The sequence below is a fragment of the Nocardia sp. NPDC003726 genome, assembly GCF_053586955.1.
The window spans coordinates 140060-162920 of record NZ_JBSFNF010000012.1; the positions used below are offsets into that span (position 1 = coordinate 140060).

The following is a 22861-nucleotide window of genomic DNA, read 5'->3' on the forward strand; positions in this document are numbered from 1 at the left end:
ATCGATTCAAGCGTATTCGACTTCCCAGCGCTTGATTCCGTTCAGCCAGCCCGACCGCAGCCGCACCGGCTCGGACACCTGGCGCAGGTTGGGCATCACGTCGGCGATGGCGTTGAACATCAGATCGATCTGCAACCGGGCCAGGTTCGCGCCGACGCAGTAATGCGTGCCGGTGCCGCCGAAGCCCACGTGCGGGTTCGGGTCGCGCAGCACGTCGAAGGTGAACGGATCCGCGAACGCATCCTCGTCGAAATTGGCCGAACTGTAGAACAACCCGAGCCGCTGGCCCTTCTTGATCTCCTGGCCCCCGAGCACGGTGTCCTGCGTCGCGGTGCGCTGGAAGGCGGTGACCGGCGTGGCCCACCGGACGATCTCGTCGGGCGCGGTGCGCGGACGCTGCTGCCGGTAGATCTCCCACTGCTCGGGGTGGTCCACGAACGCCTTCATGCCGTGGGTGATCGAGTTGCGCGTGGTCTCGTTGCCCGCCACCGACAGCAGGATGACGAAGAACGCGAACTCGTCCGAGCCGAGATGCTCACCGTCGATGTCGGCGTTGACCAGCTGGGTGACGATGTCCTCGGCCGGGCAGGCGCGCCGCTGCTCGGCCATGTTCCAGGCGTACCCCATCACTTCGGCGGTGGCGGCGTGGTGGTCGCCCTCGAACTCGGGATCGTCGTAGGAGATCATCTGGTTGGACCAGTCGAAGATCTTCTTGCGGTCCTCCTGCGGGATGCCGATCAGCTCGGCGATGGCCTGCAACGGCAGCTCGCAGGCGACCTGTTCGACGAAGTCGCCGCTGCCGGACTTCTTGGCTTCGTGCACGATGCGCGCGGCGCGTTCGGTCAGCGCGGCACGCAGGCTCTCCACCGCTCGCGGGGTGAAGCCCTTGGAGATGATGCGGCGGGTCTTGGTGTGCTTGGGCGGGTCCTGGTTGAGCAGCAGCATGTCGCCGAGCATGTCGATCTGCTCGCGGGTGGTCTCCTCGTTGAACCGGATGATCGCGGTGTTCTCGTGCGAGGAGAACACCTCGGGGTTCTTCGAGATCTCCTTGATGTGCGCGAGCTTGGAGACGACCCAGTAACCGCCGTCGTCGAACCCGCTGGCCCGATCGGATTGGGCGCACCACCACACCGGGGCGGTGCGGCGCAGTTCGGCGAACTCCTCGATGGGCAGGCGGGTGGCGAGCAGGTCGGGGTCGGTGAAGTCGAAGCCCGTCGGGATCGAGGGCGTGGTCACGGTCACGGCTAACTCCTACGGCGGTCTGGGCGCAGACCTGACGAACACGGTCAAGACAGATGCAACCACAGAACCGCCGTTCGTGAACAGCGTTTAGTAAAACCCGTTTACTTTTGCGCTCAGCGCAGCGCGATCAGCGGCGGCGGCTGCCAGCGCCGCTGCAGGACGGCCGCCTTCGGCTCGAACAACGCCAGGCTCGCCGAGAACGGATCCGATTCCGGCACCGGCAGCCAGTTGCCCTTCGGAACGCCGGGGCCGGGATCGTGCTGTTGCAGCGTGAGGTCGAGGGAACCGTCCGGATTGAGCACGACGGGCACGTGGTGGCCGACCGAGTAGATCTCGGCCTCGTTGGGCACCAGATAGTCTTCGGCGTCATAGACGGCCAGCGCCCAGAACGCGTCCACCGGCGGCAGCTCGCCCGCCGCGAAGTGCAGCCGGAACGGGCCCGCGCCCGCGGGCACCGCCGTGAAGAGGAAGTGCGCGTCCCGGGGCAACGGCATGCCCGGTGCGCCGAGCGCGGTGACCGCCCGCAGCAGATAGTCGGTGCCGTACCGGCCCGCACCCAGGTCGGAGACCCAGCCGTTCTCGTTGACCGTATTCGGGCCCAGCGTCACCGGGAGTTGCTGCTGAGCGGTCCGCACCGCGGCGGTCAGATCGGCATCGGAGATGCCTTCGATCGAGCCGCCCGGCCGGATCCCGATCTTCTCGAAGCGCCGCATCGCGGGCTCGTCCTCGGGCGCGGGCGGGTCGGTCGACATCAACCCGCACATCCGCGCGAAGAAATCGTGCGGATCCATCGTCAGCACCTGATCGACCGGGCGTTGCCCACTCGCCCGCGTGGGCGGCGCGACGGGCGGCTCGGCGCCCGCCACCCAGGCGCTCAACGGCACCAGCCGCAGTCCCTGCTGGATCGAGCGCACCACGGGCAGATCGTTCTCGCCGTCGACCTGGATCCGGACGATCAACCACACCGTCGGCGTCGGCATCGGCAACGGCGTGAGACCATCCGGCAGCGCACCCGACCAGCCCGGACCGGTCACCACATAGGTGTACGGCGGCGTCGCCGACCGCGCCTGGGGCCGGACGGCGCTGGGATCGTGCACATTGTTCGTCCAGGCATCCATCACCTGGGCCAGCCAGAACCGGCCGCCGTCCATCGCGGGCACGCTGAGCACCATCGGCTCGCTCGCCACATCCAGCCACGCGGTGGAGTGCAGCGTGTCGGGGTCCGGCCGCGCCACGGCACGTTCGGCCGAGGTGGGCAACGAGGTGGCGTGCTGGAACTGGTTGACCGGCGTGGCCGCTTCGGACGTCCTGCGGGCGACATCCATCAGCACCAGCGGAAAGCCGAACACGTAGGCGTCTTTGGCGATCGTCGCGGCGTCGCCGGTCACGGTCGGGTGGGCCGAATCGTCCTCGGACGAACCACCGCACGCCGCCACACCGAGCGCGGCCGCCGACGCCATGCCGAGCACGGCGCGCCGTGACAGCGCCGGAACGCGGTGGGTCCAGTCGTCCATGATCCTGTCCGCCTCCGATGCGATCGGTCGCCGCGTCAGCTCCGTCCCGGAGTATATCCGCACGTTTGCGGAAAGGTAGCCGACTGAGCGTCCCCCTCACCGGCCGAGCGCGGGCATCCATGCACGAAATCAGCGCGCCGGCGACAGCGGCGGCGGACGCCAGCGCCCCTGGATGACCTCCGCCTTCGGCGCGTACAGGCGCAGGGTCAGCGAGAATTGCCCGGATTCAGGAATGGGCAGCCAGTTCCCGGCGGCTACGGCGGAGCCGGGGTCGGTGTACTGCAACGCGATGTCGGCGGACCCGTCCGGATTCACCACCACCGGATCCGGATGGCCGACCGCGTAAATCCCAGCCGGGTTGGGCACCAGGTAGCTCTCGGCGTCATAGGCGGTCAGCGACCAGAAGTCGTCGACTGGCGGCAACTGGCCGGGTGCGAAGTGCAGCCGGAACCGCCCCGCGCCCGCGTCGGCTTCCGTCGAGGCGAACAGCGTCGGATAGAAGGCGGTCTCGGCCAGGCCTGCGCCGAGCGCGATCTGGGCGACGGCGGCGCGCAGGAGGTAGTTGGTGCCGAACCTGCCGACGTCGGGGTCGACGAGCCAGCCGTTCTCGTTGACCGTCCGGGCGCCCAGGTACACCGGGATCTGCTGCTTGGCGGTGTTCACCGCCGCGGTGAGTTCGGTCTCCGAGATGCCGTGGACCGTACCGCCCGGCCGGATGCCGATCTTCTCGAAGCGCCGCATCGCAGGCTCGTCACCAGGCGCGGGCGGGTCGGTCGACAGCAACGCGCACATCCGGTCGAAGAACATCCTCGGGTCCATCCCGGCGACCCATTCGGGCGGCGGCTGCGCACTCACCTGCCCGCTCTCGGCGGGCGCGGGCGGCTCGGCGCCCGCCACCCAGGCGCTCAACGGCACCAGCCGCAGTCCCTGCTGGATCGAGCGCACCACGGGCAGATCGTTCTCGCCGTCGACCTGGATCCGGACGATCAACCACACCGTCGGCGTCGGCATCGGCAACGGCGTGAGATCATCCGGCAGCGCACCCGACCAGCCCGGACCGGTCACCACATAGGTGTACGGCGGCCGGTCCGATTTCGCTTGCGGCCGACGGTTGTTCGGGTTGTGCGCGTTGTTCGTCCAGGCGTCGAGCACTTGGGCCACCCAGAACCGTCCGCTGTCCATCGCGGGCACGCTCAGCACCATCGGCTCGCTCGCCACATCCAGCCACGCGGTCGAACGCAGCGTGTCCCGGTCCAGCCGCACCACGTCGCGCTGCGCGGGGGTGGGCAACGCAGACGCGTGCTGGAAACGGTTGATCGGCGTGACCGTCTCCGCCGCCATCCGGGTGACGTCCAGCAACACCAGAGGGTAGCCGAATACGTAGGCGTCTTTGGCGATCGTTGCGGCGTCACCAGGGGCGGAATCGGTTGCGCGATCCTGCCCGGATCCGCCGCATGCCGCCGATCCGAGCGCGGCCACCGCCGACGCCGCGATGCCCAGCGCCCTGCGCCGCGACACCGTGAGCTTGTCCTCGGTGCTCTCGTCCATGATCCGCTCCGCCTCCGATCCTATCGGCAGCGCGAGATCCGCACCGGAGTACGACCGCACTCACGGCGGAAACCGCGGTTGGAAGGGCTTTCGCGGACCAAGTGGACGACCGTGCTCCAACGAGGTCCGAGGCAGACCCCCGCGATCACGGCCGGTGCGGCCCGTTCACCGCGTGTTCGCCGCCGAACGCGCGAGAAGCAGGGCCGCACCGCCCGCGCTCAGAACTCGAGCACGGTGTTCATGATGGTGCCCGCGCTGGTGGCCACCACTCCGCCGATCATCGCGCCGGCGATCATCTTCGGGGACTGCAATCCGCCGCCGCTCCACTTCTCCCAGGCGAATCTGCCGCCCGCGTAGATGATGCTGACGATGCCGGACGCGAGAGCGAACCAGGTCAGGTACCGGACGAACTGTAAGAGCTTGTCCGCCAGGGGCGGCGCCTCCGGGGTCGGATTGCCGATCTGCGCCAACGTCGTGAACGAATCGCCGACCGACGCCAGAATGATGCTCACCGTTTACTCCCTCTACGCTCGAATACAACCCTGCCGCCGACCAGCCGCTTTGCGAAAGCCGTTCGACCACCGATGAATTCGGCCACGAACCAGGATACGGGCACAGACGCCGCCGCGGTGCGCGCACTGCGTGCGACGTTCGCGCCCAGCGGTGGAACGGGCAGCACGCTCACAGGTCCGGCTACCCGGCCGATGGCGCGGGAAACACGAACTTCCCTGCGCTGCTTGGACCTGACTGCGTCGGGGCGAACGAACGGATACGATCTTCTCAGCGAATCACTTGCCCCTGTCCCGAATCCAGAATGAGCGAACGACGATGATCCTGGCCGCCGCTTACGACACCCTGGCGCAGATCGGCAACCCCACTCCAGAAGCACCGCCGATCTCCGACAAGTTCCTCCAACTGGTCCGCTACCTGACGTGGTTCGTGCTCCTGTCGGGCATCTGCGGCATCATCTACGCCGGTGGCCGCTTCGCCTGGGAGAAGTGGACCGGCGGCGGGCTCGAGTCACCGAAGATGGTGGCCGGGGCCATGATCGGCGGGGTGATCGCCACCAGCGCGGGCACCATCATGAACGCCGTCATCGGCTGAGCCGCCGCGAACCGGAAACACACACCGTCATAGCTTTTCGCTATAACAAGCGGGCAGTGTGCGGCGGGCAGGGTCTGCCGCCGCGGTGATCGACGCGTCCCTTCGCGCGATCAGCGCAGGATGCCCGCATGCCGAGCGGCGCGCAGCCAGTCCGGGAACTCGCCGAGCAATCGGGCGTAGAGCTGCGCGTCGTCGACCTGGTCGATGTCGTCGAGAGCGAAGAAGCCCGCGTTGTCGACGACCCGGTCGGACAATTCGTCCAGAGCGCGCAGCAGACCGTAGTTGGCGCGGCCGAGGCCGACGAACTGCCAGAAGGCGGGCAGCAGCGAGGCCCGGCGCATCAGCGCGGCGATCTCGCGTTTCTTGGCGAACCCGCCGTCGGTGAAGAACAACACCAGCGTCGGACGGCCGCCAGGGCGCAACGAGTCGATGATGTCGCGCATGACCGGTAGTTCGTCGTTGCGGCCGCCGAGCCGGTCGTAATCGATGTCGCCGTGGGTTCCGCCGAGATGCAGATAGGTGCGGGCCCACTCGTCACCGTGCTCGACCGTGATATCGGGCAGCTTGGCGAAGGAGAGGGCGTACAGGTACGCCTCCAGGACGCCGTCGTCGTCGAGCTGGGTGGCCACCGGGATCATCCGCTGCACGACGCGATGCACCACCTGGTCGCGGTACTGCCGTTGCATGCTGCCGGTCTTGTCGATCACCAGGACCACCCGGGCCCGGACACCGAAAGCGGCCTTGTCGATGAGGACTTTCGCGACCTCGCGCTTGCGCAGGTCCAGCGTCGCGCGTTTTTCGAAGGAGAGCTTCGCCTCGCCGGGAACGGTGAACACCTCCGCCGCCGGGGCGACCCCCGGCCCGGCCCGATCCGGGGAAGGAACGTCCGCACCGGCCGGTTCCTCGTCCACGCTCACACCGTGATCGGTGACCAGCGCGGCGAACCCGCCCGCATAGCCCTGCCCCACCGCGCGCACCTTCCACGCGCCTCCACGGCGATACAGTTCGAGCGCGATCACCACGGATTCGCTGCCCAACCCTTCGATGCGGTACTCGTACAGGATGTTTCCCGTCGGGTCGGCCACCGTGGCGACCGGAGGCGCGAACCCGCCGAAGGTCCGCGCCGGATCGTCGAGGGTGAGCACCGCGCGCACCTGCGCGATATCGGCGGGCAGATCGCCGAGTGAGACCGAGAGCGTGCCGGGTGTTCCCGCGCCCAGCGCCACACCCGGCGCGCTCGGCTGATTGAAGAACACGAAATCCGCGTCCGATCGCACCCGGCCCGCTTCGGTCACCAGGAGCGCCGACACATCGACCGCGGCCTCGGTGCGTACCGAAACCAGCACGTGAGCCGCGTCGAGTACACCGTTGTGACCCTTGACCAATGCCGTGCCCACCGAGACTCCCAGTCGTCGTCGCTCGTGAAACGCCCAACCGGATCAGGGTAAGGCCGGGCTCGCGAGCATGCGGAGTCTTCGCCGCGCCGCTAGCGGTTGGGCCTGCGACGATTCCGGCGCGGGGCGCGCCCCGCCGTCATCGGACGCCGGTGCCGGTCAGCGTGGCCATCGGCGGCCGGTCGGGCGCGGGCGCCGCTCCCCGCACCGCACGCCAGCTCGAGCCGTCCGGGAGGTACTGGGTCAGCGCTGCGCCCGAATCGGGGATACCGAGCCGGTCGAGCAGCGTCGCGATCACCTGCCTGCTCATCTCGGCCAGTTCGTGCAGCGGCCGATTGCGGTGCGCCCTGGCGCCGAGATCGACCTGCCCGATGGCTCGCGCTCCGTGCCTGCGCCACGTGTCGATCAGGATGCCGATCTCCACGCCGTAGGCGGGTGCGAACGGCAACGACCGCAGCAGTTCCCTGGTGGCCGCGTACTCTCCGCCCAGCGGCTGGCGCAACTCGGCCAGTTCCGGCGCGAGCGCGGCGAGCAGCGGCCGGGCCACGAGCTGGGTGACGCGCCCACCGCCGTCCGCGGCGGCGCCGAAAGGGCGGCGATAGAACCCTTTCACCAACCGTAGCCGCTCGTCCGACAGCAGCGGTGCGAGCAGCGACGGCACGAACCTCGGGTCGGGCGCGACCAGATCGGCGTCGACGAACACGATGAAATCACCGGAGGCCACCGCCAGCGACCGCCACAGCACCTCACCCTTGCCGGGACACGGCGGTACGGCGGGCAGCGCCTGTTCCCGGGAATAGACGGTCGCGCCCGCCGCTCTGGCGCGGGCGGCGGTCCGGTCGGTGGAGCCGGAGTCGAGCACGATCAGCTCGTCGACCAGGGTGCCGACGAGGTCGCGGATCGAGGCGACCACCTCCGCGACGGTGTCCTCCTCGTTCAGGGCGGGCACGACCACCGAGACGGTGCGGTGCCGCTTGCGTTCGAGAAGCTCGTCGTGCGACCAGGCACGGTCGTAGTGGACGATGCCGGGCGCTGCCGACGTCATGCGCGAGTGTCCTTTCGCTGGTCCATCGAGCGGTTGGCGCTCGCCGGGGTGCGTCTCGGCGAGGCGGGGAGGTCACCGTGGCTCCCCCCGCGGCGGCAGTGCGAGACTGAGCGCGACGAGCGCCAGCGCGGTTCCCGCCACCACCCACAGCACGGTGACGCAGGCGGCGAGGAAGGTGTGGGCGGCGGCGATCTGTCCGGCCAGATCCGCTCCCGCGCCGGGACAGGTGTGCGCGTCGAGGTGCGGGGTCGGCGAACGCAGCGCCGCTTCGGCGCAGTCGGCGAACGTCGTGACGACGCCGTCGCGCTGCGCGGTCGTAGCCGATGAGTCCGAAAACGATCCCGCGAGTACGGCTTTCGCGTGCTCGACGCCGAGGCCGGTGTCGGCGTCTACCCGGCGGAAGAACAGCGCGCCGAGCACCGCGACGCCCAGCGAACTGCCGATCTGCTGCACGGTCGGCACCGTTCCTGAGGCCGACCCGGTCGCCCGTTCCGCGACCCCCGCCATCATGGCCGCGGGCAGCGGCGCGGCGAACAGCCCCATCCCGGCTCCTGCGGCGAACACCGGAACGGCCAGGCGCCCCGGATCGATCGCCGCGTCGGCGGGATCGACGGTCATCGCGATGACCACGATGGCGACCGCGAACCCGAGCACACCGAGGGTGAGCCCACGATTGCCCAGCCGCGCCACCACGATCGGCGAGGTCAGCGCGCCGCACGCGCCACCGATGGCGAACGGGAGCACCAGGATTCCGGTCCGCAGCGCGGTGAATCCCAGCCCGGATTGCACGGTCACCGACACGGTGAACAAGAACGCGGCGAAGATCCCGAAGAACAACAGGGTGAGCACGGAGCCGACCGCGAAACCGCGGTCGGCGAACAGATCGATCCGCAGCAGCGGGCTCTGCCCGGCCCGCAGCCGCCTGCGCTGGTGCCAGACGAACACGACGAGCAGCCCGAGCCCGACGCCGAGCAACCCGAACAGCTGGGGCGGCCAGCGCTGTTCGCGCCCGGCCGCGAGCGGGTACAGCACCGCGACCAGCCCGCTGGTCGCCAGCAGCGCGCCGGCGACGTCCAGCGGTTCCCGACCCGGTGGCCTGCCGACGTGCAGATGCCGGTGCGCCAGCAGCAAGCCCAGCACGCACAGCGGAACGTTCAGCAGGAAGATCGCGCGCCACCCGAGGCCGAACGGATCGGAGGCGATGATCGCGCCGCCGAGCAGCGGCCCCACGATGGCCGCGAGCCCGGCGGCGGCTCCGTAGAGCCCGAAGGCCAATGGCTGCCGCGCTTTCGGGAACACCGCACTGATGATGGCGATGACCTGCGCGGACATCGCGGCGGCGGACAGCCCCTGGACCGCGCGCGCGGCGATCAGCTCACCGGGCAGGTGCGCCAGGCCGCACCACACCGAGGCCATGGTGAACGCCGCCATGGCGCCGAGGAAGACCCGCCGCCGCCCGACCGACTCCCCGACCCGCGCGGCGGTCATCAGCGTGCCCGCGAAGGCCAGGCTGTAGCCGGCCACGACGAACACCTGCGCCGAACCGGGCGCCGCCATTTCCGTGGCGATGCTCGGTAGCGCGGTGTTCACGATCGTCATGTCCAGCATCTGCATGAACACCGCGAGCAGGCACGCGCCCAGCGCCGCCCACGCACCCGAGCCGGAGACCGCCGTCGGCGTCGCGGTGGTCGTGCTCGCCGGTGTGCTCATGGCAGGGCGCCGACCCGCACCGCGCGGTCGCCCTTCGCGGCGACGTCGGCCACGATCGCCCGCATAGCGGTGACGTAGCGCCCGATCGCCTCGTGCGCCTGCGGGGTATCGGGAAACAGCAGGCTGAGCGTGGTGACATCGGTGAACCGGTTGACCCAGATGTAGACCTCGCGCGAGCTGCCGCGGTTGGCGAACATGCCGCCGTCGATCTTGTCGAACATCTCCACGCCGGCCATCTTGCGAATGTCCAGGTAGGACAGCATGCGTGCGGACCAACCCGGGCGGGTGCGGATGCCGAGCTCCGGCGGCGCAAGTTGCAGTGCCCGGTGCAGGGACACGTCGGTCAGGTCCTTGCCTTGGTCGTATGCCCGCTGAGCCGCGGCAGCCACGTCCGTGAACGACTGGTCGGCGTTCACCGGGAAGGCCACCGGGATCAGATTCGTGTACCACCCGACCGATGCCGCCTCGCCCTCGGTACGACGCGTGTTCACCGGTGTGAGACCGAAATACCAGTCACCACCGGCCAGTTCGGTCTCCGCGAGCGCGGCCGCGGCGAACAGGCCCCCGGTGAACCGGGCGTCGTTGGCGCGGCAGGCCTCCTCGAAGCGCAGCGCACCCGGCTCATCGATGAGAACGGTCGTCACCTGGGCGCCCCGGACGTGCTCGTCGCCGTCCACCCACAGATCCACCGGGAAGCCGGGAACATCGCCGCCGTTGCGTCGCAGCAGATCCAGCCAGACGGCGATCTGCGGTGAGTCGGCGGCGAGCTCGGCGCTGTAGCGGCGCTCGCGCTCGCAGTAGGCGATGTGACCGGTCACCGGCGCGGGCGTCAGGCTGCCGCCGGACAGTTCACTGCCGTAGAGGGTCAGCAGGTCCACGCACGACAGCGCCTGTGCCACGCCGTCGGTGTGCAGGTGATCCACCGCCGCGTACACCGTGAACGCTTCCGCGTGCTCGATGACGCCGAAGCTGAAGCAGTCCCAGTCCAGCGGGCCCGGCGTCTCGGTGAGCACATGCGCTCGGATGGCGTCGCTGTCGGTGTAGACGCCGTGCTCGGTCGCCGCCACCCGGATGTCGGCGGGGTCGAGCACCCTGCGTTCCACCCGGTCGTCCTCGGTCAGGACGAACCGGCTCCAGAACGTGTCGTGCCTGCGCAGGAATGCCTCGACCGTTCGCGTGAACGCGGCATGATCCGGCACGCCGGGAATCGTGAACGCGATCATGCACACCCGCGAAGTGCGCACGCCCGCATCGGCATTGCGGTGCGTGGTGCGCAGATATTCCTCCTGCTGATGTGACGGCGGCGCAGGATGAACCGGGGCACGGCGCGCCGCGGTGAGCGATTCCGGCGCCGCACGCCAACTGGTGAGCTTTCCCGCCGTCGGCTGCCATTCGTCGATGAAACCGAAATTGACCACTGGTGTTCTCGATTCGTGCTTGCGAGGAGAAATCCTCGGCTGAACCCCCAGGAAAGTTAACGACTCCGGTCGTCCGGCGACCATGGGTTGCACGAAATCTTGTGACCACCACCAGCCGGCCGCGCCGACGGCTCGTCGAGTCTCCCAAGAATGCGCGCCAGTGCTTGCCGGGGGGTGCGACCGCGCCCTACGTTCGCCACCACGAAATGCACGAAACAGGTTCGGAGGTCTCGCGTGCGGGCTCGAACGACATGCAGGCCGGGCGCGATCATCACCTCGATCGCCGTCGCCATCGCGCTCGCCGCGACACCGCTGTCACCGTCCTGGCCTGCGGCGACAGCCGAACCGACGGCACAGGCACCGGATCCGCCTGCCGCCACGGATGGCGCCCGAGTGGTCGGCATCGGGCCGGGCGCCGGTCGCCTGATCGAAGTGCAGATCCATTCCCCCGCGATGGGCGCCACCGTCCCGGTGAAAGTGATCCGCGCGCCGGATAATTCCGAACCCGCGCCGACGCTGTATCTGCTCAACGGCGCCAGCGGCGGCTCGGAAGGAAGCAACTGGCCCCACCGGACCGATATCGAGGATTTCTTCGGCGACAAACAAGTCAATGTCGTCGTGCCGATGGGCGGCGAGGGTAGCTATTTCGCGGATTGGCAGGCCGACGACCCGGTCCTCGGCAGGCAACGCTGGACGACATTTCTCACCAGAGAACTGCCGCCGCTGATCGACGCCACTTTCGGAGGCAACGGGGCCAACGCCGTCGCGGGCATCTCCATGGCGGCCACTTCGGTATTCCAACTCGCCCTCAACGCGCCGGGGCTGTACCGAGCCGTCGGCTCCTACAGCGGATGCGTCCGCACCAGCGATCCGCAGGGCCAAGCCATGGTCGCCGCCGTCGTCGCCCACTGGCACGGCAACGCGCTGAACATGTGGGGCCCGCCCACCGATCCGCACTGGGCCGCCAACGACCCGTACCTGCACGCCGAACAACTTCGCGGCACCGCCATCTATGTCTCCACCGGCACCGGCATACCGGGACCGTTCGACCGGCCCGATGGGCCAGGCATCGACGGAAATCGCGACAAACTGGTCAGTCAGCTCGCCACCGGCGGCGTGCTGGAGGCGATCATCAACCAGTGCGCGCACGATTTGAGCGATCGGCTGCGCGAACTGAACATCCCCGCGACGTTCGACTTCCGCCCCTCCGGCACCCACTCCTGGGGCTACTGGCAGGAGGACCTGCACAACTCGTGGCCGCTCATCGCCGCCGCGCTGGCGGCCTCCCCGGCCACCGGATAGCCGAAACCGGTGTCATCGCGGCCGGGACGACTCCGCGGCGCCGGTGATATTGCGCGCCATCCCGCCGAAAACGATCGTATGGAACGGCGCGATGGACTTCCAGTACAGATGTCCGGCCAGCCCATGCGGTTCGAACACCGCGCATTGGCGATAGGTGGCGCCTGGACCGTCCGGCTCCACCGCGAGCTCGAGCCACGCCCGGCCGGGAACCCGCATCTCGGCGCGCAGACGCAGCATCCGGGGCCGCTCGATCCGCTCCACCCGCCACCAATCCAGCGCCTCCCCTTCGTGCAACCGGTGCGGATCGCGGCGTCCGCGGCCGAGACCGGCGCCGCCCGCGAGCCGGTCGATCCATCCGCGCAGCGACCAGGCCAGCGGGAAGGAATACCAGCCGTGCTCGCCGCCGATCGCCTCGATCACCCGCCACAGCGTCGCCGGGTCGGCGTCGGTGTGGCGTTCGCGCACGTCCCGGTACAGCGAACCGCCCGACCACTCCGGGTCGGTGGGCAGCGGATCCGACGGCGCGCCCGGCGGATGCGCGTCCGACCACCTGGTCGGCACGTCCAGATCACGAATCCTGCGCAGCGCCAACATCACCGCCCGCCGGTAACCGGTCGGTCCGTCCGGCGGGTCCGGAATGAGGTCGGCGATCGCGTGGTCGCGGCAGACCACGTCGTTGATCAGCGACTCCATCAGCGGAACGGCGATCGCGCGCGGCACCGGGGTCACCAGGTTCACCCACTGCGCCGACAACCACGGCGTCAGCACCGACACCGGCACGATCAGCCGTCGCGGCAGCTGGGCCACTTCGGCATACTCGCGCATCATCTGCCGGTAGGTCAGCACGTCGGGGCCGCCGATGTCGAACGCGCCGCCCGCGCCTTCCGGCAGCGTCGCCGCTGCGGTCAGGTAGTACAGCACGTCACGCACCGCGATCGGCTGGATCCGGTTGCGCACCCAGCGCGGGGTGATCATCAGCGGCAAGCGCTCGGTCAGATAGCGCAGCATCTCGAAACTGGCCGAGCCGGAACCGATGATCACCGCGGCCCGCAGCACCAGGACCGGCACCGGACCCGCTCGCAAGATCTCGCCGACCTCGGTGCGGGAGGCCAGGTGCCGCGATAGCCGCTGGGCGTCAGGGACGATGCCGCCCAGGTAGACGATCCTGGTCAGCCCGGCGCGCGCCGCCTCGGCCGCGACCAGCGTGGCCGCCTCCCGGTCCACTGTGTCGAAATCGGCCCGCGTCAGCGAGTGGACCAGGTAGTACAGCACGTCCTGCCCCGCGAGCGCGGCGCGCACGTCGGCGGCCGAGGTCACGTCGCCCGCCACCACCTCGACGCGATCGCGCCAAGGCGCCTCGGTGAGTTTGCCGGGTGTGCGTGCCAGCACGCGAACCGTGTGACCGGCGCGCAGCAACTCCGGCACCAGTCGTCCGCCGATGTAGCCGGTCGCACCGAACACCACACACCGCACGGCAACCACCCTTCCGATGACCTGCTCAGGTGATGACCGAGGGCCGAGGGGTCAAACAGCGACCGCGGCGCCTGCGCACGGGGATCGGCCGAGCGCGAGCCCTGCTCGATCGCACGACGGCGTGCCAGACTGGGCCGGTGAGCGAAAGCAGCAAAAGCGGCAGACCGGACGAACCCACACCGCCCGATCGCGGTGATGTCATCGGTATGGGCCTGCTGTGGCTGGCCAAATGGGCGGTGTGCATCGTCGCGATCGCGGCGGGCGCGTGGGTGCTCGGCTTCCTGGTCGCCCGGCTGTGGGTGGTGATCCTGCCGGTGGCGCTGGCGATCGTGATCGCCACCGTGCTGTGGCCGCCGGTGCGCTGGCTCACCGCCCGCGGCTTGCCGCCCGCCGCGGCGGCCTCGATCGCGGTGCTCGGTTTCGTCGGCGTGCTGGCCGGCGTGATCGCGCTGATCGTGCCCTCGGTGGTCGACCAGGCCCCGGAGCTGGCCGACAAGGCGAGCGAGGGCGTCAACCAGGTGCGCGACTGGTTGCAAGGGCCGCCGTTGCGAGTGCGCGAAGAGCAATTGGATTCGGCGGTGGACGCCATCGTGTCCCGGTTGCAGTCGAGTTCCGCGCAGATCGCCAGCGGCGTGTTCACCGGCGTGACCACCGCGACGTCGGCGCTGATCACCCTGTTCCTTGTGCTCGTGCTCACTTTTTTCTTCGTCAAGGACGGGCCGCATTTCCTGCCCTGGCTGCACAGCGTCTCCGGCAGCCGCAGCGGCAGGCACCTGGAGGAGGTGCTCAGCCGCATCTGGGTCGTGCTCGGCGGGTTCATCCGCACCCAGGCGCTGGTCAGCCTGGTCGACGCGGTGCTCATCGGCGCCGGTCTGGTCATCCTCGGAGTGCCGCTGGCGCTGGTTCTCGCGGTGATCACCTTCCTGGGCGGATTCGTCCCCATGGTCGGCGCGTTCGTCGCGGGGGCCCTCGCGGTGCTGGTCGCCTTGGTCGGCAACGGCTTCGTCACCGCACTGATCGTGCTCGGCATCGTCGTCGCCGTGCAGCAGTTGGAGGGCAACGTGCTGCAACCGGTCCTGCAGAGCAGGAGCATGCAGCTGCACGCGGTCATCGTGCTGCTGGCGGTCACCGCGGGCGGCTCGCTGTACGGGATCGTCGGCGCGTTCCTGGCCGTGCCCGTCGTGGCGATCGCCGCGGTCGTCCTGCGCTACGTCGGCGAGCAGATCGACGCGGCCACCGCGCCGCGGCCGGAACCGGACAGCGATCCCGCGGACTGACGCAGCGCCCGCGGCCGCGCACCATCGTTGTACTCAGTCCGAATGTAACTATCGCCGTCGCCCGCCGCGGTTCCTAGCGTCAGTGGACATGACAACTGATGTGGGCACCCCGCTCAACGACATCGCCGACGCGACGGCCGAGGCGGTCGCCGACGACCCGGCGAACGCGCTGGTGGTGTTCCGTGCCTCCGGGACTCCGGAGGGGACGGTGGGCAGCGCGATCTCCCTCGGCAGATACACCGTGCGCGTGGACGAACCGCCGGCGCTCGGCGGCGCGGACACCGCGCCCAATCCGGTCGAGGTGTATCTGGCGTCGCTCATCGCCTGTCAAGTGGTCACCTATCGGTTCTGGGCCCAGCGCCTCGGCATCACGATCGATGAACTGGCCGTGAGCGCCGAAGGCGATCTCGACGTGCGTGGATTCTTCGGCTTGGATGAGAACGTTCGCCCCGGCTTCCAAGCGGTGCGGGTGACGGTTCGCATCGGCGGCCCCGAGACCGCGCAGCGTTATACCGAACTCCAGCAGGCCGTCGACGCGCACTGCCCCGTGCTGGATCTCACGACCGGGCGCACTCCGGTCGACACCACGCTGATCACCGATTAGCGGCCGTCCCGACCAGATCGACCACGCACAAGGAAGGACCTTCCCGATGACCGAACCCGACCTGTCCCAGAACTGGAGCTTCGAGACGAAGCAGATCCACGTCGGACAGATTCCGGACGGCACGACCAACGCCCGCGCCCTGCCGATCTACCAGACCACCTCCTACACCTTCCGCGACACCGCGCACGCGGCGGCGCTGTTCGGTCTGGCCGAGCCCGGCAACATCTACACCCGGATCATGAACCCGACCCAGGACGCGGTGGAACAGCGCATCGCCGCACTGGAAGGCGGCGTGGCGGCTCTGCTGCTGGCCTCGGGCCAAGCCGCGGAGACCTTCGCGATCCTCAACATCGCCAGCGCGGGCGACCACATCGTCTCCAGCCCCCGGCTCTACGGCGGCACCTACAACCTCTTCCACTACTCGCTGCCCAAGCTCGGCATCGAGGTGTCCTTCGTCGACGACCCCGACGACCTCGAGCAGTGGAAGGCCGCCATCCGCCCGAACACCAAGGCGCTCTACGGCGAGACGATCTCCAACCCGCAGAACCACATCCTCGACATCCCGGGGATCGCGGGTGTCGCGCACGACAACGGTGTTCCGCTGATCGTGGACAACACCGTCGCCACGCCGTACCTGATCCAGCCGCTGGCCCACGGCGCCGACATCGTCGTGCACTCGGCGACCAAGTACCTCGGCGGGCACGGCGCGGCCATCGCAGGCGTGATCGTGGACGGCGGCAAGTTCGACTGGACCGGCGGCCGGTTCCCCGGCTTCACCGAGCCCGACCCGAGCTACCACGGCGTCGTGTACGCCGAACTCGGCGCGCCCGCCTACGCGTTGAAGGCGCGCGTGCAGTTGCTGCGCGACCTGGGCTCGGCGGTGTCGCCGTTCAACGCGTTCCTGATCAGCCAGGGCCTGGAGACGCTGAGCCTGCGGGTGGAGCGGCACGTGCAGAACGCGCAGGCCGTGGCCGAATTCCTCACCACCCGTTCCGAAGTGACCTCGGTGTCCTACGCGGGACTGCCGTCGTCGCCGTGGTACGAGCGGGGCCGCGCTCTCGCGCCGAAGGGCGCGGGCGCGGTGATCGGCTTCGAGCTGGCCGGCGGCGTCGACGCGGGCAAGCGGTTCGTCGAGGCGCTGCGGCTGCACAGTCACGTCGCCAACATCGGCGACGTGCGCTCGCTGGTGATCCACCCGGCCTCCACCACCCACTCGCAGCTGACGCCGGAAGAGCAGCTGGCCGCGGGCGTCACCCCGGGCCTGGTCCGGCTCGCGGTCGGCATCGAGGGAATCGACGACATCCTCGCCGATCTGCGCGCCGGATTCGACGCCGCTTCCTGACGCGTCGCGCCCCGGGGCCGATCGGCCCCGGGGCGCTTCCCCGGTCACCCATGCGGATCGGAAGCCGCTCAGCGGGGCGAAAACCCGTTTCGGGCGCGATTTCCTGATTACCGTCGATGAATTGAACCGCAACCGCAGTTTCCATCGACCGACTCTCGGCGCCACCGCTATTCGTCGGCGGCACGCGGATTCGATTGGCGTACGCGCGGTTCCTCGCCCGCGCGAAAGAAATGGAACTGCCGCGCATCCGTAAGGCTTTCTGAACCGAACTAGAAGGGTAGGTATATGTCCTCTTCAGAATGAGGTGGGTAAGTTCATGGGCACAGCAGTACCCGAAATCGAAACTGCGGCACACCCCTTCTTACGCCGCGCCGTCACTCTGGTCGTCGCGAGCGCCATCCCGTTGTCCTTGGTCGGCGCCGCCGCCGGCGCCACCGCCGACCCGCTGCTGCCGGAGATCTCCGTCCAGATCCCGTTCGCCCCGGCGCCCGGCCTCGGCATCGTCCCTGCGGCCGATCCCGCGGACCCCGGAGCTGTTCCGCCCGAGTTCCTTCCGCCCGCGCCCCCGGTCTCCGCGGGCCGCAACGACCTGAGCGTCAACCGGCCGATGCCGGATCCGAACGTGCTCGCGCCGATCGAGCCGCAGCGGCTGCACCTGCCCAACCCCGCCGCCCCGGCTCCCGCGGTCGCGCCGATCGAGGCGCCGCCCGGCACGCTGCGCGTGGGTTCGGTGGTGATCGGCCGTCCCGATTTCATGACTCCCGAGCAGGGCAAGATGTTCAACGACGCGATCGCGGGTCCGGAAGCAAGCATCGCGCAGACCCTGGATTCTGCGGGCTTCGAACCGTCGCGTTCGGACCGCATCGCCGCCGACCTCATCGGCTCCACCGCCATCGGCGCCTCGGTTGGCAGCATGGTGGCCTCGCCGGTGGCCTCGATCGGTGCGGTCATCGGCGCGATCTGCGGCGCCATCGCGGGCCTGCCGATGATTCCGACCGGAACGATCGCCGTCATGGCCCTCGGCGCCGCCATCGGTTACGGATTCGTCGCCTCCCCGGCCATCGCCGTCGGCGCGGCCGTCGGCGCGGGTGTGGGTGTGCTGCAAGGACTTCTGACGCCGCCGACGGTTCCCGCCGCGTAAAGTTCCCCGTGCCGGAAACCGCCCATTACGCGGATCCGGCCTCGATTCCGAATACGCGAGATTTCCGCGAAGACCCGGTTTCCGCCGGGTCTTCTGCTTTTCCGGCGGAAATGGCCGATGTTTGGCCGCCGGATAACGGGCTACTGCGAAGAAGACCGGCTGAAGATGGCCGGCCGGTCGCTTCAGAAGGAGGTTGTGACATGAGCACAGTCGACAAGGCGAAGAACAAGACCGATAAACTCGCTGGTCAGGCCAAGGAAAAGTTCGGCGAGGCGGCGGGCGACCGCGGCAAGCGCGACGAAGGCCGCACCGACCAGATCAAGTCCGACCTGAAAGACGCGGGCGAGAAGGTCAAGGACGCCTTCAAGCACTGACCGTAGCGCCGCGCACGGAGCGCACGCGAGCTGAGCGACGCGCCCGGCCGAAGCGCATAAGGCGGATGGCCGCATCGAGCGGTCATCCGCCTTTTTCTTCCGACCAACTGGTCCAACCAGTTGACGTGTTGACCCTTCTGCGCGACACTCGGCGGCATGGAATTCGCCGCGGTCGCCCGCACCGCCGTCTCCGATGTGGTGTTCGGCCAGATCATCGACGCGATCTTGAGCGGCAAGCTCGCGCCGGAGGCGACGCTGCCCTCCGAGCGCGAACTGGCCGAGATGTTCCAGGTGAACCGCCACGCCGTCCGCGAAGCGCTCAAGCGCGTCCAGCAGAGCGGGCTGGTGCGCGTCACGCCCGGCGGCAAGACGCGGGTTCTGGACTGGCGCTCGCACGCGGGCTTGGACATCCTCACCGCGCTCACGCGCTCCGGCGCGGTGCCCGCGCGGCGGATCCTGCACGACATCGCGGTGATGCGGCGTTCGGTCGCCGCCGACGCGGCCCGGTTGTGCGCCGAACACGCCGACGCCGAGCAGCTGGCGGCGGTGCGACGCGCCGCGGCGACCTACCCGGACGCCACCGCGCCCTTCGACACCGTCGTGGAGGCCGATCTGGCGTTCTGGGTCGCGATCCTGGACGGCTCCGGCAACCTCGCCTACCGGTTGGCGTTGAACACCCTGGTGGCGGGCTATTTCGGGATCGGCATGGAGCTCGTCGCCGAACTCGGCCTGAACAAGGAGTACATCGACCCCGGCGCGCATCGCGCACTCGCGGAGTGCATCGCCCGCCGCGACTCGGACGCGGCCTACGACACCGCGTACACCCTGCTCACCCGCTTGGTGGACGCCCAAGCAGCACCGGAAGATTGACCCCTTGTTCGACCTGATCGCCCACGCCATACCGGTTTTCGTGCTCTGCCTGGCCCTGGAAGCGGCCTCCTTCCACCTGCTGCCAGACGACGACCAACTCGGCTACCAGTTCCGCGACGCACGCACCAGCGTGCTCATGGGACTGGGGAACGTGGTGGTGAATCTCGGCTGGAAACTCGTGGTGGTCGCGGTTTACGCCGCCGCGTACCTTCTCGCCCCGGTGCATCTTCCCGCGGACCATCCGCTGACCTGGGTCGCGCTGTTCTTCGCCGACGAGATCGCCTATTACTGGTATCACCGCACCCATCACACGGTGCGCGTGTTGTGGGCCAGCCACGTGGTGCACCACTCCAGCGAGTTCTACAACCTCTCCACCGCCCTGCGCCAGCCGTGGACCCCGTTCAGCTCGCTGCCCTACTGGCTGCCGCTGGCGCTGGCCGGTTTCCCGCCCTGGATGATCCTGCTGCAACAGTCGGTCAGCCTGGTCTACCAGTTCTTCATCCACACCGAGCGCGTGGCGACGCTGTGGCGCCCCCTGGAGTTCGTGTTCAACACCCCCTCCCATCATCGCGTGCACCACGGCTCCAACGACCGCTACCTGGACAAGAACTACGGCGGCATCCTGATCATCTGGGATCGGCTGTTCGGCACCTTCGAGCCGGAGGGCGAACGCGTCCGCTACGGGCTGACCCAGAACATCGAGACGTTCAATCCGGCGCGCGTCGCCACCCACGAGTGGGCCTCGATCTGGCGCGACCTGCGCGGTGCGCCGTCGTGGCGCGCCCGCGGCGGCTACTTGTTCCGCGGCCCCGGCTGGGCGCCGGCCGACTGATCCGCGGCGGAGCGCCCGTCGCCCTCCTCCTCGACGAGCCGCAGTGCGCTCGGCCACCAGATCCTGCGCCCGATCAGGCTGAACAGCGCGGGGATCACCACCGTGCGCACGACGAACGTATCGAGCAGGATGCCGAGGCCGACCACGATGCCGACCTGCGTCAATGTGATCAGCGGGAGCACGCCGAGCACACAGAACACCGCGGCGAGCACGATGCCGGCACTGGTGATCACCGCGCCGGTCACCGACACCGCCCGCACCATGCCGCGCGTGGTGCCGTGCCGGGGAGTCTCCTCGCGGGCCCTGGTCACCAGGAAGATCGTGTAGTCGACGCCGAGTGCGACCAGGAACAGGAACGCGAACAGCGGCACGCTGATGTCCAACGCGGGGAAGCCGAACACGTGCTCGCTCATCCAGCTGCCGAGACCGAGCGCGGCCAGCGCGCTCAACACCGTCACCGCGACCAGCAGCACCGCGGCGGGCACCGCCCGCAGCAGGGCCAGCAACACCACCAGCACCACGACGAGGATGAGCGGGATGATCAGCTTCCGGTCGCGGCTCGCGGCCGTCTGTACGTCCAGCGCCTGGGCATCGGTACCGCCGACGATCGCGTCGGCCCCTGGCACAGCGGCCACCGACGCCCGCAGCGCCTCGATCGTGTCGAACGCGCGCGCCGACGACGGCGGCGCGTCGATCACCACCGACCACCGGGTGAGCCCGGTCGGCGAGGCGCCGGTCTGCCAGGTCATCACCACGCCCTCCGTGCGATGGAACGCCGCGTCGATGCCCACCGCCGCGTCGCTGCGCGCGAGGACGATCGCGGGATCGGAGGCGCCGGAGGGGAAGTGCCGGGCGAGGGCGTCGAATCCCTCCACCGACTCCGCGCGAACCCGGAACTGCTCGGTCTGCGACAACCCCACCTGCGTCGACAGCAACCCGGTCGCGCAGACGACCAGCACCGCGATGGCGCTTGCGGCGACCACCGCGGGCCTGCGCACCACACGCGCGGCGATGGCGTGCCAGATGCCCTCATCGGCGGTATCGCGGTCGTCGGCCTGCGGCACGAACGGCCAGAACACGTTACGCCCGCACAACGCGAGCGCGGCGGGCAGCGCCAGCAGCACGAACACCACCGCCACCAGCAAGCCGAGCGCGGCCATCACGCCGAGGCTGCGCGTGCTCGGCACCGAGGCGAGCAGCAGCACCAGCAGCGCGGCGACCACCGTCACGTTGCTGGCCAGGATCGCGGGCCCGGCGCGCCGCACCGCCTGGCGCAAGGCGGTGCGGTGGTCGGCTTCCCGGTGCAGTTCGTCGCGATAGCGCGACACCAGCAACAGCGCGTAGTTGGTGCCGGCGCCGAACACCAGCACGCTGGTGACACCGGAGGTCGAGCCGTCGAAGGTCAGGTCGGTCAGGCGCGCCAGCGCGGTTCCGGCGCCGGTGGCCACCCGATCGGCCGCGCCCACCACCGCGAGCGGCACCAGCCACAGCACCGGGGAACGGTAGGTCGCGATCAGCAGCACGGCGACGACCACCGCGGTCACCGCCAGCAGGGTGACGTTCGCGCCGGAGAACGAGTCGGCGATGTCGGCGCCGAATGCCGGACCGCCGGTGACCTGCAGCAACAGTCCGTCGGGCAGCCCGTCCCCGGCGACGGTACGGATGTCGCCGATGCGGTCGGTGAGCGCGAATCCGCTCAGCTCGGCGTCCACGGGCACTTGCCCGATCGCCGCTTTCCGATCCGGGGAGGCGAGCAGGTCGGTCGGACCAGGGGTGCGTCCCGACGCGCGGGCCACCGCCGCCACGGTGGCGTCGCGGTCGTCATCGGTCAGTTCGCCGCCGTCGGCGCGCGTGACCACGATGATCGCCGCGGCCGACCCCGCGTCCGGGAATTCCTTCAGCGCCTGTTCCACCCGCGCGGATTCCGCCGAGGACGGCAGCGCGGTGGGGGCCTGCCCGGCGGACTCGTTTTCGCCCACCGCGCCGATCAGGCCGATCGATGCCGCGGCGAGCACCACGAGCAGCACCCACGAGGTCCGGGCGGTCACCACCGACGCATAACGATCCCAAGCACTCACCCCGCAACTCTCTCAGAAACTGAAATATTAAGCAATTGAGACACCTCGGTGAACTACGCTGACGCCCGTGTGCGAAAGGATGCCCCATTGACCGCTGATCCGAACGTCGACAGACCGGACCGCACCGGACTGGAAGCCGACATCGCCGCCGACATCCGGGCACTCACCGCGATCTCGGAGCAGATCGGGCAGGTCTTCGCGCGGTCGCACGACCTGCGCGCGGGCGACTTCCGCGCACTGATGCACGTCGCGACCGCCGAGATCGAGGGCGCGCCGCTGACCGCGGGCGCGCTCGGCAAGCTGATGGGAATCTCCTCGTCGGCGGTGACCTACCTGGTCGAGCGCATGATCGATTCCGGCCACCTGCGCCGCGCCGCCGATCCGGCCGACCGCAGGCGGGTCATCCTGCACTACGACGAGCACGGCATGGACGTGGCCCGCGGCTTCTTCACACCGCTCGGGCAGCGGACCCGCGCCGCGATGGCCGAACTGCCCGACGCGGACCTGCGCGCCGCGCACCGCGTGCTGGTCGCCGTCGTGCAGGCGATGCGGGGCTACCACGGCGAGCTGACCGGCGACTGAATGCCGCCCGG

At 69.4% G+C, this 22861-nt stretch carries 20 protein-coding genes; 10 read left to right on the plus strand and 10 right to left on the minus strand.

Features of this window, described 5'->3' with window-relative positions; translation table 11 throughout:
• Positions 1-6 precede the first annotated feature (6 nt).
• The 4 genes from ACWDMM_RS18345 to ACWDMM_RS18360 all read right to left on the minus strand — a co-directional run bounded on the left by ACWDMM_RS18345 (position 7) and on the right by ACWDMM_RS18360 (position 4816).
• Positions 7-1236, minus strand: coding sequence for a cytochrome P450 (locus ACWDMM_RS18345; protein WP_449938577.1), 1230 nt, complete (start codon positions 1234-1236; stop codon positions 7-9).
• Between the two features lie 119 nt (positions 1237-1355).
• Positions 1356-2756: a DUF1254 domain-containing protein gene (locus ACWDMM_RS18350; protein WP_449938512.1), complete on the minus strand. Its 1401-nt coding sequence runs from the start codon at positions 2754-2756 to the stop codon at positions 1356-1358.
• Positions 2757-2885: 129 nt separating this feature from the next.
• On the minus strand, positions 2886-4304 hold the full coding sequence (locus ACWDMM_RS18355) for a DUF1254 domain-containing protein (protein WP_195077705.1): 1419 nt from the start codon (positions 4302-4304) through the stop codon (positions 2886-2888).
• A gap of 218 nt (positions 4305-4522) precedes the next feature.
• The gene (locus ACWDMM_RS18360; RefSeq protein WP_195077704.1) at positions 4523-4816 is read right to left on the minus strand and encodes a hypothetical protein; all 294 of its coding nucleotides are present in this window, start codon (positions 4814-4816) and stop codon (positions 4523-4525) included.
• Between the two features lie 316 nt (positions 4817-5132).
• Here ACWDMM_RS18360 and ACWDMM_RS18365 point away from each other — a divergent pair, with 316 nt between their 5' ends.
• Complete coding sequence (locus ACWDMM_RS18365; protein WP_039796837.1) at positions 5133-5408, plus strand: hypothetical protein; 276 nt, start codon at positions 5133-5135, stop codon at positions 5406-5408.
• Between the two features lie 110 nt (positions 5409-5518).
• Here ACWDMM_RS18365 and ACWDMM_RS18370 read toward each other — a convergent pair whose 3' ends face one another.
• The 4 genes from ACWDMM_RS18370 to ACWDMM_RS18385 form a co-directional block, all read right to left on the minus strand.
• Positions 5519-6805: a vWA domain-containing protein gene (locus ACWDMM_RS18370; protein WP_195077703.1), complete on the minus strand. Its 1287-nt coding sequence runs from the start codon at positions 6803-6805 to the stop codon at positions 5519-5521.
• A 136-nt stretch (positions 6806-6941) separates the two neighbouring features.
• A complete protein-coding gene (locus tag ACWDMM_RS18375) occupies positions 6942-7847 on the minus strand; it encodes a glucosyl-3-phosphoglycerate synthase (protein WP_195077702.1) in 906 nt (301 codons plus the stop codon).
• Positions 7848-7919: 72 nt separating this feature from the next.
• Entirely contained in the window at positions 7920-9557 is a 1638-nt protein-coding gene (locus tag ACWDMM_RS18380) for an MFS transporter (protein WP_449938517.1), read from the minus strand.
• Positions 9554-11059, minus strand: coding sequence for a condensation domain-containing protein (locus ACWDMM_RS18385; protein ID WP_357108861.1), 1506 nt, complete (start codon positions 11057-11059; stop codon positions 9554-9556). The genes ACWDMM_RS18380 and ACWDMM_RS18385 overlap by 4 nt, the downstream gene beginning before the upstream one ends.
• 150 nt (positions 11060-11209) lie before the next feature.
• Between ACWDMM_RS18385 and ACWDMM_RS18390 the strand changes: the two genes are divergently transcribed.
• The gene (locus ACWDMM_RS18390) at positions 11210-12277 is read left to right on the plus strand and encodes an alpha/beta hydrolase (RefSeq protein WP_449938519.1); all 1068 of its coding nucleotides are present in this window, start codon (positions 11210-11212) and stop codon (positions 12275-12277) included.
• 12 nt (positions 12278-12289) lie between these two features.
• On the opposite strand, the gene ACWDMM_RS18395 is transcribed toward ACWDMM_RS18390, so the two are convergent.
• A complete protein-coding gene (locus ACWDMM_RS18395) occupies positions 12290-13750 on the minus strand; it encodes an SDR family oxidoreductase (RefSeq protein ID WP_449938522.1) in 1461 nt (486 codons plus the stop codon).
• A 206-nt stretch (positions 13751-13956) separates the two neighbouring features.
• Between ACWDMM_RS18395 and ACWDMM_RS18400 the strand changes: the two genes are divergently transcribed.
• From ACWDMM_RS18400 to ACWDMM_RS18430, 7 genes are all read left to right on the plus strand, one after another.
• Positions 13957-15027, plus strand: coding sequence for an AI-2E family transporter (locus tag ACWDMM_RS18400; protein ID WP_449938580.1), 1071 nt, complete (start codon positions 13957-13959; stop codon positions 15025-15027).
• 88 nt (positions 15028-15115) lie between these two features.
• The gene (locus tag ACWDMM_RS18405; protein ID WP_195077697.1) at positions 15116-15631 is read left to right on the plus strand and encodes an OsmC family protein; all 516 of its coding nucleotides are present in this window, start codon (positions 15116-15118) and stop codon (positions 15629-15631) included.
• Positions 15632-15677: 46 nt separating this feature from the next.
• Positions 15678-16973, plus strand: coding sequence for a bifunctional o-acetylhomoserine/o-acetylserine sulfhydrylase (locus ACWDMM_RS18410; protein WP_449938525.1), 1296 nt, complete (start codon positions 15678-15680; stop codon positions 16971-16973).
• 316 nt (positions 16974-17289) lie between these two features.
• On the plus strand, positions 17290-18114 hold the full coding sequence (locus ACWDMM_RS18415) for a hypothetical protein (RefSeq protein WP_195077695.1): 825 nt from the start codon (positions 17290-17292) through the stop codon (positions 18112-18114).
• Positions 18115-18314: 200 nt separating this feature from the next.
• The gene (locus tag ACWDMM_RS18420) at positions 18315-18488 is read left to right on the plus strand and encodes a CsbD family protein (RefSeq protein ID WP_195077936.1); all 174 of its coding nucleotides are present in this window, start codon (positions 18315-18317) and stop codon (positions 18486-18488) included.
• Positions 18489-18644: 156 nt separating this feature from the next.
• Complete coding sequence (locus tag ACWDMM_RS18425) at positions 18645-19358, plus strand: FadR/GntR family transcriptional regulator (RefSeq protein ID WP_195077694.1); 714 nt, start codon at positions 18645-18647, stop codon at positions 19356-19358.
• Positions 19359-19362: 4 nt separating this feature from the next.
• Positions 19363-20190 carry a sterol desaturase family protein gene (locus ACWDMM_RS18430; protein ID WP_449938530.1) on the plus strand — a complete coding sequence of 276 codons (828 nt, stop codon included), beginning with the start codon at positions 19363-19365 and terminating at the stop codon, positions 20188-20190.
• Here ACWDMM_RS18430 and ACWDMM_RS18435 read toward each other — a convergent pair.
• Entirely contained in the window at positions 20151-22268 is a 2118-nt protein-coding gene (locus ACWDMM_RS18435) for an MMPL family transporter (RefSeq protein ID WP_449938533.1), read from the minus strand. The two genes, ACWDMM_RS18430 and ACWDMM_RS18435, sit on opposite strands and share 40 nt — an antisense overlap.
• Before the next feature lie 87 nt (positions 22269-22355).
• Here ACWDMM_RS18435 and ACWDMM_RS18440 point away from each other — a divergent pair, with 87 nt between their 5' ends.
• A complete protein-coding gene (locus ACWDMM_RS18440) occupies positions 22356-22850 on the plus strand; it encodes a MarR family winged helix-turn-helix transcriptional regulator (protein ID WP_195077691.1) in 495 nt (164 codons plus the stop codon).
• Positions 22851-22861 lie beyond the last annotated feature (11 nt).

Coding starts and splice junctions, on each gene's coding strand:
- ACWDMM_RS18350 (WP_449938512.1), bottom strand. CDS start 2,756: ATGGACGACTGGACCCACCGCGTTCCGGCGCTGTCACGGCGCGCCGTG.
- ACWDMM_RS18355 (WP_195077705.1), bottom strand. CDS start 4,304: ATGGACGAGAGCACCGAGGACAAGCTCACGGTGTCGCGGCGCAGGGCG.
- ACWDMM_RS18365 (WP_039796837.1), top strand. CDS start 5,133: ATGATCCTGGCCGCCGCTTACGACACCCTGGCGCAGATCGGCAACCCC.
- ACWDMM_RS18375 (WP_195077702.1), bottom strand. CDS start 7,847: ATGACGTCGGCAGCGCCCGGCATCGTCCACTACGACCGTGCCTGGTCG.
- ACWDMM_RS18380 (WP_449938517.1), bottom strand. CDS start 9,557: ATGAGCACACCGGCGAGCACGACCACCGCGACGCCGACGGCGGTCTCC.
- ACWDMM_RS18385 (WP_357108861.1), bottom strand. CDS start 11,059: ATGGTCGCCGGACGACCGGAGTCGTTAACTTTCCTGGGGGTTCAGCCG.
- ACWDMM_RS18400 (WP_449938580.1), top strand. CDS start 13,957: ATGGGCCTGCTGTGGCTGGCCAAATGGGCGGTGTGCATCGTCGCGATC.
- ACWDMM_RS18405 (WP_195077697.1), top strand. CDS start 15,116: ATGACAACTGATGTGGGCACCCCGCTCAACGACATCGCCGACGCGACG.
- ACWDMM_RS18410 (WP_449938525.1), top strand. CDS start 15,678: ATGACCGAACCCGACCTGTCCCAGAACTGGAGCTTCGAGACGAAGCAG.
- ACWDMM_RS18415 (WP_195077695.1), top strand. CDS start 17,290: ATGGGCACAGCAGTACCCGAAATCGAAACTGCGGCACACCCCTTCTTA.
- ACWDMM_RS18420 (WP_195077936.1), top strand. CDS start 18,315: ATGAGCACAGTCGACAAGGCGAAGAACAAGACCGATAAACTCGCTGGT.
- ACWDMM_RS18425 (WP_195077694.1), top strand. CDS start 18,645: ATGGAATTCGCCGCGGTCGCCCGCACCGCCGTCTCCGATGTGGTGTTC.